11 protein-coding genes are annotated in these 12,894 nt (G+C 64.5%); 7 read left to right on the forward strand and 4 right to left on the reverse strand.

Going from position 1 to position 12,894, the window contains the following annotated elements:
* The first annotated feature begins 24 nt into the window (after positions 1-24).
* Positions 25-270, forward strand: a complete 246-nt coding sequence (locus tag SUTH_RS08665) for a hypothetical protein (RefSeq protein WP_041098605.1) — start codon at positions 25-27, stop codon at positions 268-270.
* Here the strand turns inward: SUTH_RS08665 and SUTH_RS08670 are convergent.
* From SUTH_RS08670 to mfd, 4 genes are all read right to left on the reverse strand, one after another.
* The gene (locus tag SUTH_RS08670; RefSeq protein WP_041098606.1) at positions 267-1,493 is read right to left on the reverse strand and encodes a DUF1015 domain-containing protein; all 1,227 of its coding nucleotides are present in this window, start codon (positions 1,491-1,493) and stop codon (positions 267-269) included. The genes SUTH_RS08665 and SUTH_RS08670 overlap by 4 nt on opposite strands.
* A 7-nt stretch (positions 1,494-1,500) precedes the next feature.
* Entirely contained in the window at positions 1,501-2,583 is a 1,083-nt protein-coding gene (locus SUTH_RS08675; RefSeq protein ID WP_041098607.1) for a 3-deoxy-7-phosphoheptulonate synthase, read from the reverse strand.
* Positions 2,584-2,666: 83 nt separating this feature from the next.
* Positions 2,667-4,181 carry a GGDEF domain-containing protein gene (locus SUTH_RS08680; protein WP_041098609.1) on the reverse strand — a complete coding sequence of 505 codons (1,515 nt, stop codon included), beginning with the start codon at positions 4,179-4,181 and terminating at the stop codon, positions 2,667-2,669.
* Between the two features lie 98 nt (positions 4,182-4,279).
* Entirely contained in the window at positions 4,280-7,708 is a 3,429-nt protein-coding gene (gene mfd / locus SUTH_RS08685) for a transcription-repair coupling factor (protein WP_041098611.1), read from the reverse strand.
* A gap of 295 nt (positions 7,709-8,003) precedes the next feature.
* Between mfd and SUTH_RS08695 the strand changes: the two genes are divergently transcribed.
* The 6 genes from SUTH_RS08695 to SUTH_RS08715 are packed head-to-tail and all read left to right on the forward strand — an operon-like array spanning position 8,004 to position 12,884.
* Positions 8,004-8,510: a DUF2244 domain-containing protein gene (locus tag SUTH_RS08695; protein ID WP_041098615.1), complete on the forward strand. Its 507-nt coding sequence runs from the start codon at positions 8,004-8,006 to the stop codon at positions 8,508-8,510.
* Between the two features lie 30 nt (positions 8,511-8,540).
* Positions 8,541-9,686: a cytochrome c oxidase subunit II gene (gene coxB, locus SUTH_RS08700; RefSeq protein ID WP_052473459.1), complete on the forward strand. Its 1,146-nt coding sequence runs from the start codon at positions 8,541-8,543 to the stop codon at positions 9,684-9,686.
* 27 nt (positions 9,687-9,713) lie between these two features.
* Positions 9,714-11,291: a cytochrome c oxidase subunit I gene (ctaD, locus tag SUTH_RS08705; RefSeq protein WP_041098616.1), complete on the forward strand. Its 1,578-nt coding sequence runs from the start codon at positions 9,714-9,716 to the stop codon at positions 11,289-11,291.
* Positions 11,291-11,419 carry a hypothetical protein gene (locus SUTH_RS20225; RefSeq protein ID WP_269450492.1) on the forward strand — a complete coding sequence of 43 codons (129 nt, stop codon included), beginning with the start codon at positions 11,291-11,293 and terminating at the stop codon, positions 11,417-11,419. The genes ctaD and SUTH_RS20225 overlap by 1 nt, the downstream gene beginning before the upstream one ends.
* Complete coding sequence (locus SUTH_RS08710) at positions 11,416-12,009, forward strand: cytochrome c oxidase assembly protein (protein ID WP_041098618.1); 594 nt, start codon at positions 11,416-11,418, stop codon at positions 12,007-12,009. Before SUTH_RS20225 ends, SUTH_RS08710 begins: the two co-directional genes overlap by 4 nt.
* On the forward strand, positions 12,006-12,884 hold the full coding sequence (locus SUTH_RS08715; RefSeq protein WP_041098620.1) for a cytochrome c oxidase subunit 3: 879 nt from the start codon (positions 12,006-12,008) through the stop codon (positions 12,882-12,884). Before SUTH_RS08710 ends, SUTH_RS08715 begins: the two co-directional genes overlap by 4 nt.
* The last annotated feature ends 10 nt before the right edge of the window (positions 12,885-12,894 follow it).

The raw sequence follows: 12,894 nt of genomic DNA on the forward strand, positions 1-12,894 counted from the left end.
CAACCGAAATAGCGAGTATTGTTGATGTCGCGCAAACTTTTGGAGTTCGGTCACATGCTCCGCGACACGGATATCCATCTGGTGCTGTCGAGAACCTGTCCGGATGCGCAGAAATTGATGGATCAACTGGAGGGCATCGTCAAGACGCTTGACGCGCCGAAGCTGCTGAAAGGCGGGGCGGCGACAAACAGGCGATCTGTTTCTGCATCGCCGCCACTCGCGGCGCCAGATCAGTGTGTTTCAGAAAGGGCGGATATTTCCAGGCGCTAGTCCAGCACGTGCGACACCAGTCCGTCAGCCAGCTTGGGTTCGAACCAGGTCGACTTCGGCGGCATGACGTTGTTGCTGTCGGCCACGGCCATGAGCTGGTCCATGCGCGTCGGGTGCAGCGCAAATGCCACCGCCATCTCGCCCGAATCGACGCGCTTTTCCAATTCGGCCAGGCCGCGGATGCCGCCGACAAAATCGATGCGCTTGTCGCGGCGCAGGTCGGCGATGCCGAGCAGCGGGCCCAGCACGTGTTCCGACAGCAGCGACACATCGAGGCTCGCCACCGGATCGGCGGTGATCAATCCAGGCTTGATCGTCAGCTTGCGCCAGCGGCCGGCGAGGTACATGCCGAACTCGCCGGGGCGGGCCGGATGCACGCGCTGCGCGCTGCCCTCGACCGTGAAGGCGATAGCGAGGCGTGCCGCCAGCGCCGACTCGTCGAGGCCGTTGAGATCCTTGACGACGCGGTTGTAATCCATGATCTTCATCTGGTGATGCGGGAAGATCACCGACAGGAAGTGGTCTGCGGCCTGTTCCTGTCCCGGCTTGCGGCGCGCGGCGGCGACGCGCGAGGCGGCCGCCGAACGGTGATGGCCGTCGGCGATGTAGAGCGCGCTCATGGCATCGAAGGTTTGCGTAATCGCGGCGATTTTCGCGGCGTCGGTCAGCACCCAGATCTGGTGGCGGATGCCGTCGTCGGCGGTGACGTCGGCCGCCGGTGCACCCTGCGCGATGGCATCGATCAGCGCGTCGGCCATACTTGATGCCGGATAGGCCAGCAGCACCGGGCCGGTCTGCGCGTTGAGCGCCTCGATCTGGCGCACGCGGTCGTCTTCCTTGTCGGGGCGCGTGAATTCGTGCTTGCGGATGCGGTTGCTGTCGTAGTCGGCCACGCTGGCGGCGGCGACGAGGCCGGTCTGCACATGCGCGCCCATGGTCAGCCGATAAGCGTAATAGCAGGGTGAGTCGTCCCGTACCAGCACGCCGGCAGAAAGCATCTTCGCCAGGTTCTCCGCGGCCTTGGCATAGACCTCGGCCGAATAGATGTCGACGTCGCGCGGCAGGTCGATTTCCGGTTTGGAAATATGCAGGAAGGACCAGGGCTTGCCGGCGGCACGCGCTCTTGCTTCGTCGCTCGACAGCACGTCGTAGGGCGGGGCGGCAATCGCACCGGCCTGGCCGGGAGCGGGGCGCAGGCCGCGAAAGGCTCGAATCAAATTCATGGGATCCTCAGGCGGGATTGGGGTTGGTGATCACGCCGCGCAGCGCGGCATCCGCTTCGCGCAGCATTTTTTCCGTGGTCGCCCAATCGACACAGGCGTCGGTCACCGAGCAGCCATATTTCAGTTGCGACAGATCGGCGGGGATCGGCTGGTTGCCCGCCTCGATGAAGCTTTCGATCATCAGGCCGACGATGGAGCGATGGCCGGCCTTGCGCTGGTCGGCGATCTGATTGATGCAATCGTGCATCACCAGCGGCTGCAGCTCGGGCTTTTTGTAACTGTTGGCGTGCGAGCAGTCGACGACGATGTTGTGCGGCAGCTTCGCCTTGTCCAGCGCGGCTTCGGCCAGTGCGACGCTGACCGTGTCGTAGTTCGGCCGGCCGCCGCCGCCGCGCAGCACCAGATGGCCGTAGCGATTGCCGGCGGTGCGCACCACGCTGGAGCGGCCCTGCATGTTGATGCCGAGGAAACTGTGCTGGCTGGAAGCGGAAATGATCGCGTTGACCGCCGCGTCGAGCGAGCCGTCGGTGCCGTTCTTGAAGCCGACCGGCGCCGAGAGGCCGGAGGACATTTCGCGATGGGTTTGTGATTCGGAAGTGCGCGCGCCGATCGCCACCCAGGCGATCAGGTCGCCCAGGTACTGCGGGCCGATCGGGTCCAGCGCCTCGGTTGCCGCCGGCAGGCCGATCTCGTTCACGGCGAGCAGGAACTCGCGCGCCTTCTGCATGCCTTCCTCGATGTGGAAGGAATCGTCCATGCGCGGATCGTTGATGTAGCCCTTCCAGCCGGTCGCGGTGCGCGGCTTCTCGAAATACACGCGCATCACCAGCAGCATGGTGCCGGCCACTTCGTCGGCGAGCTTCTTCAGGCGTCGCGCGTAATCGAGGCCGGCGACCGGGTCGTGGATCGAGCAGGGGCCGACCACGACGAAGACGCGCGGATCGGTGCCATCGAGGATGCGTTCCAGCGTGCGCCGTCCCGCCAGCACCGACTCTGCGGCGGCATCCGACAGCGGCACGCGGGCATGAATCTCCTCCGGTGTCGGCATCGGTTCGAAGGCTTCGATATTGAGGTTTTCAGTCTGTTGCATGATGAGTGGGCAGGGGGTGGGTAGGTGTTGAATTCCGCGGCCGCGTCGAGGCAACGGTCGTTCGATAGAGTGCGGGAGTCGCGCTATCCGCCGAGCACCCGGTTCTTGCCGGCTCGTTTTGCCAGGTACATGGCCTTGTCGGCGCGCTTCATTGCTTCCGCGCCGGACTCGTGCGGCCTCATCTGGGCAACGCCGGCACTGAAGGTGATCAGGAGCTTTTCGTCGCCGCTCAGGAAGAAAATCTTGGTCAGCATGCGCTGCAAACGGGTCATCGTCTGGATTCCCTGCTCGAGCGGCGTGTCAGGCATCAGGATGACAAACTCTTCGCCGCCGTAACGCGCCAGCGAGTCCACCGGACGCATGCACTGGCGTGCGACCTTCACCAGGTGGACCAGCGCCGCATCGCCTGTGTCATGCCCGAGGCGGTCGTTGATCGTTTTGAAATTGTCGATGTCGAGCAGTGCGACGCACAGCGGCGTGTCCTTGCGCTGCATGCCGGCAATCTCCCTCGTCAGCGCTTCGTCGAGTCCCTTGCGATTCAGCGCGTCGGTCAGCGGGTCGTGGCGAGCCAGGGCGCTTGCGTGATCCAGTTCCTGGTGCAGCTTGCCGATCTCCGCTTCGGTGGTTTGCACCTTTTCCTGCAGGGTCCGCAGCCTGTCGTGGGCACCTCGGGTCTCTGTCGCCATGGCGCGGGTTGTATCGATGACACCCTTGAGCAGCGGCGCCATGCCTTCAATGGTCTTGACCTGTTCGATCTGCCGGGCGCTTTCCTCAAGCCTGTCGCCGAATGCGCCGCTCGATTCGCTCATCATTGCCAGTTGCTCGACAAACGCCGCCAGCATCAGGCGCATCTCTTCTTGCGCTTCCATGGAGCGGCCTTTGGCTTCGCTCTGCTTGGACATCACATTCCTGATCCGGCGCTCGACGTCGTCGAGGCGGCGCAAGGTCAGCGGCGGTGTGGCGGCAACCAGCAGGGAGTCGACCTGGCCTTTCAGCCACTGGTCGTCCAGACTCAACTCGCCGATGTTCTCGATGATGAGATGAAGCAGTTTCAGCAGCATCGCCTTGATCTCGGCCTGATCCTCCGCGGCGACCAAGACGCGATTGCTGAATTTGGCGAGCATGGCCTCGATGGCGGGCATATCGGTCGCCGGATTGCGCAGGGCGTCGAGAAATTCCCTGACTTGCGCCAGAAAACCTTCGTCGTCGGTGCCCAGGGCTGGCAGCATGTGTTCGATCGCGAGCGCCAGGTTCGCCATGCAGCGTTGGCTCATGGCGGCAGCCATGCCTTCGTCCTTCGGCGCGCCCTCATGATTGGCCCCGGAGAACGCCACCAGCGCTTCCTGCACTTCACGCCAGTTGCGATTGCCGATCGCGGCGTCCAGATGCTTGAGTTGTTTTTCCTGCTCCGGGGTTTTTGCGGTCAGCGCCAGCGAGATTTGATGCAGCGGTGCTTCAGGAAACCCGGCGACGTTGGGAATGCAGGCGATTTCGTTGTAGCAGGCCTGATAGTTGGCCGGCGTCGGCGCCAGTTTGAGAGCGTTCAGCCTGGTCAGCGCTTCGCGTGCAATCGCGGATGGGGGCTTCTTGTTGATCATTGCAATGTCAAGCAGGGGGTTGGCGGCGTGGCCTGCGGCGGTTCGCGCGGTTCATCCGGCGTCATTCTACGCGGCGGCAAGGCGTCGGTTTCAACATGCTATTTATTGTTTTCGGGTCCCAGTTTCATGAACAGAGCCCTCACTGCATCAACACGTTCCTTCAGGTTTGCACTGGGTTTTTGCCAGAGCAGCTTGTCCTGTCCCGCCAACTTGAAGCTGCGGTCGCTCTGCAGCAGGCGGATGATGTTCGCGGGGTCGATCGGAGGATTCGGCACAAACTGCAATTGTATCGCGGCGGGACCCGCATCCAGCTTGGCCAGGCCCAGCGCGCGGCCGGCCAGGCGCAGGCGGTGGGTTTCCATCAGGGCCATCGTCTGCGCCGGCATTTCGCCGTAGCGGTCGATCAGTTCCTCCTGCATGGCACGCAGCTCGTCCTCGCTGTCGCAGTTGGCCAGGCGCTTGTAGAGCGTCAGGCGTTCATGCACGTCGGGGCAGTAATCGTTGGTCAGCAGCGCCGGCACGCGCAGGTTGATTTCCGAGGTGATGGACAGCGGCTGGGTCAGGTCGGGCACCTTCTCGCCGGCTTTCAGGGCGCGCACGGCGGCGTTGAGCATGTTGGTGTACATGGCGAAGCCGATTTCGTGGATTTCGCCGCTCTGCGATTCGCCGAGCACCTCGCCGGCGCCACGGATTTCGAGGTCGTGCATGGCGAGGAAGAAGCCCGAGCCAAGCTCCTCCATGGCCTGGATCGCTTCGAGGCGACGCTTGGCCTGCGCCGTCGGCTTGGCGTCCTCGTGGGTCAGCAGGTAGGCATAGGCCTGGTGGTGCGAACGGCCGACGCGGCCGCGCAACTGGTGCAATTGCGCCAGGCCGAACTTGTCGGCGCGGTTGATGACGATGGTGTTGGCATGCGGGTTGTCGATGCCGGTCTCGATGATGGTCGAGCACAGCAGCAGGTTGTGCTTCTGCTGGGTGAATTCGCGCATTACGCGTTCCAGCTCGCGCTCGGGCAGCTGGCCGTGGCCGATCACGATGCGCGCCTCGGGCAGCAGGGTTTGCAGCCGCTCCTTCATGTTTTCGATGGTATCGACTTCGTTGTGCAGGAAATAGACCTGGCCGCCACGTTTGAACTCACGCAGGCAGGCTTCGCGCACCTGGCCGTTGGACCACTTGCTGACGAAGGTCTTGATCGCCAGGCGCTTTTGCGGCGGCGTCGCGATCACCGAAAAATCGCGCAGGCCTTCCAGCGAAAGCCCCAGCGTGCGCGGGATCGGCGTCGCGGTCAGCGTCAGCACGTCGACCTGCGCGCGCAGCGCCTTCAGCGCCTCCTTCTGGCGCACGCCGAAACGGTGTTCCTCGTCGATGATGATGAGGCCGAGCCGCTCGAACTTGACGTCCTTCTGCAGCAGGCGATGGGTGCCGATCAGGATGTCGATCCTGCCCTGGGCCAGCAGTGCCACGGCTTCATCCTGTTCCGCGGCGGACTTGAAGCGCGAGATTTCGGCGATCTTCACGGGCCAGCTGGCGAAGCGGTCGGTAAAGTTCTGATAGTGCTGCTCGGCCAGCAGCGTGGTAGGGCACAGGATCGCGACCTGCTTGCCGTCGGCCACGGCGACGAAGGCGGCGCGCATCGCGACCTCGGTCTTGCCGAAGCCGACATCGCCGCAGACCAGGCGATCCATCGGCTTGCCGGATTTCATGTCTTCGATCACGGCATTGATCGCGGTCTGCTGGTCGGGCGTTTCCTCGAAGCCGAAGCCGTCGGCGAAGGCTTCCAGGTCGTGCTGCTTGAAAGTGAACTGGTGGCCTTCGCGCAGCGCGCGCTGCGCATAGAGGTGCAGCAGTTCGGCGGCGGTGTCGTGCACCTGCTCGGCGGCCTTCTTCTTGGCCTTCTCCCACTGGCCCGAGCCCAGCGTGTGAAGTTGGATGGCTTCCGGGTCGGCGCCGCTGTAGCGCGAGATGACCTGTAATTGCGCGACGGGCACATAGAGCTTGGCGCCATTGGCATATTCGAGGTGCAGGAATTCCGTGTCGCCCTCGCCGAAATCCATGTGCAGCAGGCCCAGGTAACGGCCGATGCCGTGGCTTTCATGTACCACAGGGTCGCCCACCTTCAGCTCGGACAGGTCGCGCAGCCAGCCTTCGAGATTGGCGCGGCGGGCATCGGAGTGGCGACCGCGCGGGCGCGCCGTGGCGGCATACAGCTCGTTCTCGGTGACGATCGCGAAGCCGTCGAGCAGGAAGCCGCCGGAGAGCGGACCGACCCCGAGCATGAAGGCATCGTCACCGGCGAGGAAGGCGGCGAAGTCGTCGCAGGGGAGAGCGGACAAACTGTATTCGGCGAGGTAGTCGGCGAGCGTCTGCCGCCGTCCGGGCGATTCGGCCAGCAACAGCACGCGACCGGCATGGAGGCCGAGAAAGCCGCGCAAGGCGGCCAGAGGATCGTCGGCCTTGCGGTCGACGGCCAGCGCCGGCAAGGCAGTCGCCGTACCGCCGGCGCCGACTCCCGGCTTCAGGTTCAATTGCGGCAGCGGTTTCGCGGTGACGAAGAATTCCTCGTCGCGCAGGAACAGTTCGCCGGGCGGCAGCACCGGGCGCGAGCGATCACCGCCGAGCATCCTGTAGCGGCCTTGCAGATCGGTCCAGAACTCGGCAATCGCGCCGGCGACGTCGCCATGCAGCAGCAGTGTTGCGTCCTGCGGCAGGTAGTCGAACAGCGTCGCCGTAGTTTCGAAGAACAGCGGCAGGTAATACTCGATGCCGGCCGGCAGGATGCCGTTCGAGACATCCTTGTAGAGGCTGATGCGCGAGGCATCGCCCTCGAAGGCTTCGCGAAAGCGCTGGCGGAAGGCAGTGCGTCCGGCGTCGCCGGAGGGGAACTCACGCGCCGGCAGCAGGCGAATCTCCGGCACCGGGTAGAGCGTGCGCTGAGTATCGACATCGAAGCTGCGGATGGTTTCCACTTCGTCGTCGAAGAGTTCGATGCGGTAAGGGAGTTGCGTGCCCATCGGGAACAGGTCGATCAGCCCGCCGCGCACGCTGTACTCGCCGGCGGCGACGACCTGGGTCACGTGCTGGTAGCCGGCGACGGTGAGCTGGGCACGCAGCTTGTCGAGGTCGAGCCGCTCGCCCTTCTTCATGAAGAAAGTGTGGCCGGCGAGAAAGGAGGGCGGCGAGAGGCGCGTGATCGCGGTCGAGGCCGCCGCGATCAGTACCTCGCACTCATTGCGCGAGACCGCGTAGAGCGTCGCCAGCCGCTCCGAGATCAAATCCTGGTGCGGCGAGAAGCTGTCGTAGGGCAGGGTCTCCCAGTCCGGCAGCAGATGCACGCGCAGGGCCGGGGCGAACCAGGCGATTTCCTCAGCCAGGCGCTGCGCTTCGAGCGGGCTGGCCGTCACCACCGCCAGCAGGCGGCCCGGCTGCGCAAGTTGCGCCAGCGCCAGCGCGTCGGCGCTGGCCGCCAGCGGCGGCAGGTCGAGGCGTTGGCCGGGCTTGGGCAGGGCGGGGAGGGACAGCAGCGGGTTCATGGCATGCGGCAAGCGGAAAGGCGCGAATTATATGTCTGCCACCCAACGGAAGGCAGACGGTATCCCCTGGTGGGATACGCAGCGCCGCCACGCCGACACCGACCTTGCTGCCTGCATGGTCATCGCACCACCGAAGTCGACGTCAAACTCGATAAGTCGGGAATAACCCTTCTCCTGATATTGAATGACAATTGCAAGTTTTGCTTTACTTGTGATCATTCATGCCTATACTAATCGCAGGGAGTTCGCCAGGAGAACATTACAAAAGCATGGGCGCGCGTGGAGGAGCTGCGACATGGTTGCAACCATCCGGATTCCCGAGACCGAGCAAGTTGCCGTCGTCATCACACCCTACGCACCGCTTTCCTTGCGTGCCAGCGTGCTGATACTGCTCCTGATCTGCATTCCGATCATGGCGGTGGCCGTAGTCAGCGGGCTGCTCGGCAACTGGTATGCAATGCCGGCCTCGCTCACCATGTGCGTCGTGCTCTGCCTGGCCTTTCGCTCCGGCTATCGCCGTACCCATTGCCGCGAAGTCGTCACCCTGGCCGACGGTGCCGTGTCGATCGAGCGCGGCTACACAAATCTGGAAAGCCACTGCGCCCTGCCCGGCGAGCATGCCTATGTGCTGCTCCAGGATTCCGCTCCGGATGCGCGCGAACACCATCTTTACCTTTGTGCCGATGAACAGAAGGTCGAAGTCGGCGAATTTCTCGATGACCGGGAGCGCGGCGAACTGGCGGAAGTACTGCGCCAGTTGATCCGCTCCGCCGGCCGCATGAGGCCGATCCTGACGACGTAAGCGCCGGCAGGGCCAACAGGGAGGATGCAAATGGGAACGAAGCTTCCGGGGAAGACGCGCCAGTCGGCGGCTGCGCTGCTCTGCGCCCTCGCCGCGGGGACGGCCAGCGCCGGCTATGCGCTGAACCTCACCGAAGGCGTGACCTCGATCAGCCGCGAGGCCTACCGCCTGCACATGCTGGCGTTGTGGGTCTGCGTCGTCATCGCCATCGTGGTGTTCGGTGCCATGGCCTGGTCGATCTACCATCACCGCAAATCGCGCGGCGCGGTGGCGGCGAGCTTCCACGACAATACCCGGGTCGAGATCGTGTGGACCATCCTTCCCTTCCTGGTGCTGGTCGGGTTGGCGATACCGGCCACCACGGCCCTGATCGCGATGCACGACACCAGCAATGCCGACCTGACCATCAAGATTACCGGCCAGCAATGGAGCTGGCGCTACGACTACCTCAAGGAGGACATCGGCTTCGTCAGCAACCTCGACGAGAAGAGCGCCGCCGCGGCCAAGCTCGGCAGCGGCGTCGATCCACGCAGCGTCGAGCACTACCTGCTCAACGTGGACAAACCCCTCGTGGTGCCGGTAGGCAAGAAAGTGCGCTTCCTGCTCAATGCCAGCGACGTGATCCACTCCTGGTGGCTGCCCGACCTGGGCTTCAAGAAGGATGCGATTCCCGGCTTCGTCAATGAAATCTGGGCGCGCATCGAGAAACCGGGCATCTATCGCGGCCAATGCACCGAGCTGTGCGGCGTCGGCCACGGCTTCATGCCCATCGTGCTGATCGCCATGAACGAGCCCGACTACCAGGCCTGGCTCACCGCGCAGCGCGAAGCGGTGGCCAAGGCCAAGGCGGGCGTCGATCGGGTATGGACGAAGGAGGAACTGCTGGCCAAGGGCGAGGAGGTTTATGCCAAGACCTGTGCCGCCTGCCACCTTCCCGGCGGCGAAGGCATCCCCGGCGCCTTCAAGGCGCTCAAGGGCAGCACTATCGTCAAGGGACCGGTGGCGGATCACATCGATCGCGTCATGAACGGCAAGCCAGGCACCGCGATGCCGTCCTTCGCCGCCCAGCTCGACGATGCCGACATCGCCGCGGTGATCACCCACGAACGCAACGCCTGGGGCAACAACATGGGCGACCTGGTTCAGCCCGCCCAGATCAAGGCAGCACGCAAATAAGCTCATGCAAATACGCCGGAGTCCGCCATGACCGAAATCGCCCTGCCGCAGCACCACGAACACGAGCATCCCCGCGGCATCACGCGCTGGCTGTTCACCACCAACCACAAGGACATCGGCACGCTCTACCTGTTGTTCGCGGTGAGCATGCTGTTCATCGGCGGCTCCTTCGCCATGGTGGTGCGCGCCGAGCTGTTCCAGCCCGGCCTGCAGTTCGTCAATCCGCACTTCTTCAACCAGATGACCACCATGCATGCGCTGGTGATGATCTTCGGCGCGGTGATGCCGGCCTTCGTCGGGCTGGCCAACTGGATGATCCCGATGATGATAGGCGCGCCCGACATGGCCCTGCCGCGGCTCAACAACTGGAGCTTCTGGCTGCTGCCCTTCGCCTTCACGCTGCTCTTGTCGACGCTGTTCATGCCCGGCGGCGCGCCGGCCGGCGGATGGACCATGTACCCGCCGCTGGTGCTGCAAACCGGCATGGCGTTTCCCTTCCTGATCTTCGCCGTGCACCTGATGGGCATCTCCTCGGTGATGGGCGCGATCAACGTCATCACCACGGTGTTCAACATGCGCGCCCCCGGCATGAGCTACACCAAGCTGCCGCTGTTCGTGTGGACCTGGGTCATCACCGCCTTCCTGCTGATCGCCGCGATGCCGGTGCTGGCCGGCGCGGTGACCATGCTGCTGACCGACAAGTACTTCGGCACCAGCTTCTTCAACGCCGCCGGCGGCGGCGACCCGGTGATGTTCCAGCACGTGTTCTGGTTCTTCGGCCATCCCGAGGTGTACATCATGATCCTGCCGGCCTTCGGCATCGTCTCGCAGATCGTGCCGACCTTCGCCCGCAAACCGCTGTTCGGCTACACCTCGATGATCTACGCGGTGGCCAGCATCGCCTTCCTGTCCTTCATCGTCTGGGCGCACCACATGTTCACCGTCGGCATGCCGCTGGCCGGCGAGCTGTTCTTCATGTACTCGACGGTGCTGATCGCGGTGCCGACCGGGGTCAAGGTCTTCAACTGGATCGCCACCATGTGGCGCGGCTCGATGACCTTCGAGACGCCGATGCTGTGGGCGCTGTGCTTCATCATCCTGTTCTCGATCGGCGGCTTCTCCGGCCTGATGCTGGGGCTGGCGCCGGCCGACTTCCAGTACCAGGACACCTATTTCGTGGTCGCCCACTTCCATTACGTGCTGGTCACCGGCGCGGTGTTCGCCATCATCGCCGGCGTGTACTTCTGGCTGCCGAAATGGACCGGCCGCATGTACGACGAGCGCCTCGGCAAGCTGCACTTCTGGCTGTCCGCGATCTCGGTCAACCTGCTCTTCTTCCCGCAGCACTTCCTCGGCCTGGCCGGCATGCCGCGCCGCATTCCGGACTATGCCGTGCAGTATGCCGAATGGAACATGCTGTCGAGCATCGGCGCCTTCATCTTCGGCGCCAGCCAGCTGATCTTCGTCTATGTCGTGATCCGCGCCATGAGCGGCCATGGCGAGCAGGCCACGGACCAGGTCTGGGAGGGCGCCCACGGGCTGGAATGGACGCTGTCCTCGCCGCCGCCTTACCACAGCTTCAACGAGCCGCCGAAGGTGCCGTGATGCGCGACGCGCCGACCGACCGCAGCCGCCCTGAGCATGGGTTGTCGCCCAAGGCCCGCACCAGCCTGGCCCTGGCGGGATTGGCACTGGCCTTCTACGCGGCGGTTTACCTGAATCACATGCTATGAGCGCCAGCCGCGATTCCGCCACCTTGGCCGCCGGCAACCGCCGCCTGGCCTGGCAGCTTGCCGCCGGGGCGCTGCTGATGGCGGGCTTCGGCTACCTGCTGGTGCCGATCTACCGGGTGTTTTGCGAATACACCGGCTTCAACGGCACCACGGCGCGCATCGATTTCGGCCAGGCGGCGACGCACGGCGTCGACCGCACGCGCTGGGTCACGGTCGAATTCGCCGCCAACACCAGTGCCGACCTGCCCTGGGATTTTCGCCCCGAGGTGACCAGCCTGCGTGTCCATCCCGGCGAGATGGTGGTCGCGCAGTTCGAGGCGCGCAACCGGGGCAACCGCGAAATCGTCGGCCAGGCCGTGCCCAGCGTCACGCCGGGGCTGGCCGCGGCCCATTTCCGCAAGATCGAGTGCTTCTGCTTTTCGCGCCAGCCGCTGGCACCGGGGCAGACGCTCAAGCTGCCGGTCCAGTTCCAGGTCGGCTCCGACCTGCCGCCCGGCATCGCCACGCTGACCCTGTCCTACACCTTCTTCGAACTGCCGGGCAGCCGTGTCACGGCTGCCGCCGGCAACCAGCGCAAGGAACCATCATGAACACGACCGCCTCGCACTACTACGTTCCTGCCTCCAGCTACTGGCCACTGGTCGGCTCGGTCAGCCTGTTTGCCCTGACCGGGGGCAGCGCGCTGGCGCTCAGCGGCCACGTCGGGCTCGGCAGCTTCGGCATGGGCATCGGCTTCGTCGTGTTCGTCACCATGCTCTGCGGCTGGTTCGGTGCGGTCATCGGCGAAAGCCAGGGCGGGCGTTACAACGATCAGGTCGACGTCAGCTTCCGCTGGGGCATGGCCTGGTTCATCCTTTCCGAAGTGATGTTCTTCGCCGCCTTTTTCGGTGCGCTGTTCTATGTGCGCCAGTTCGCCGTGCCCTGGCTCGGCGGCAGCGGCGACAAGGCCCTGGCGCACGAATTCCTGTGGCCGTCCTTCGTCGCCACCTGGCCGCTGCTGCAACTTCCGGATGCCAGCCAGTTCACGGTCGCCAAGCATGCGATGGCCGCCGCCGGCCTGCCCGCCGTCAACACCCTGATCCTGCTCAGCTCCGGCGCCACCGTGACTTGGGCGCACTGGGGCCTCAAGGCCGGCAATCGCAGGCAACTGGTGACCGGCCTGTGGCTGACGGTGGGACTGGGTACGTTGTTCCTCGGCCTGCAGGCGCACGAATACTGGGATGCCTACACGGTGACCAACCTGCGCCTGACGTCCGGCATCTATGGTTCGACCTTCTACATGCTGACCGGATTCCACGGCGCCCACGTGCTGATCGGCACCATCATGCTCGGCGTGGTCCTGGCGCGCTCGATGCACGGCCACTTCACGCCTACCCACCACTTCGCTTTCGAGGCCGCCTCCTGGTACTGGCACTTCGTCGACGTGGTCTGGCTCGGCCTGTTCGTGACGGTCTATCTGTTGTAGCGGCGCCAGC

This window comes from Sulfuritalea hydrogenivorans sk43H, assembly GCF_000828635.1.
GTDB lineage: Bacteria > Pseudomonadota > Gammaproteobacteria > Burkholderiales > Rhodocyclaceae > Sulfuritalea > Sulfuritalea hydrogenivorans.

Excerpts from the sequence above, each read along its gene's own strand:
- SUTH_RS08665 (WP_041098605.1), top strand. The coding sequence starts at position 25 with ATGTCGCGCAAACTTTTGGAGTTCGGTCACATGCTCCGCGACACGGAT.
- SUTH_RS08670 (WP_041098606.1), bottom strand. The coding sequence starts at position 1,493 with ATGAATTTGATTCGAGCCTTTCGCGGCCTGCGCCCCGCTCCCGGCCAG.
- SUTH_RS08675 (WP_041098607.1), bottom strand. The coding sequence starts at position 2,583 with ATGCAACAGACTGAAAACCTCAATATCGAAGCCTTCGAACCGATGCCG.
- SUTH_RS08680 (WP_041098609.1), bottom strand. The coding sequence starts at position 4,181 with ATGATCAACAAGAAGCCCCCATCCGCGATTGCACGCGAAGCGCTGACC.
- mfd (WP_041098611.1), bottom strand. The coding sequence starts at position 7,708 with ATGAACCCGCTGCTGTCCCTCCCCGCCCTGCCCAAGCCCGGCCAACGC.
- SUTH_RS08695 (WP_041098615.1), top strand. The coding sequence starts at position 8,004 with ATGGTTGCAACCATCCGGATTCCCGAGACCGAGCAAGTTGCCGTCGTC.
- coxB (WP_052473459.1), top strand. The coding sequence starts at position 8,541 with ATGGGAACGAAGCTTCCGGGGAAGACGCGCCAGTCGGCGGCTGCGCTG.
- ctaD (WP_041098616.1), top strand. The coding sequence starts at position 9,714 with ATGACCGAAATCGCCCTGCCGCAGCACCACGAACACGAGCATCCCCGC.
- SUTH_RS20225 (WP_269450492.1), top strand. The coding sequence starts at position 11,291 with ATGCGCGACGCGCCGACCGACCGCAGCCGCCCTGAGCATGGGTTGTCG.
- SUTH_RS08710 (WP_041098618.1), top strand. The coding sequence starts at position 11,416 with ATGAGCGCCAGCCGCGATTCCGCCACCTTGGCCGCCGGCAACCGCCGC.
- SUTH_RS08715 (WP_041098620.1), top strand. The coding sequence starts at position 12,006 with ATGAACACGACCGCCTCGCACTACTACGTTCCTGCCTCCAGCTACTGG.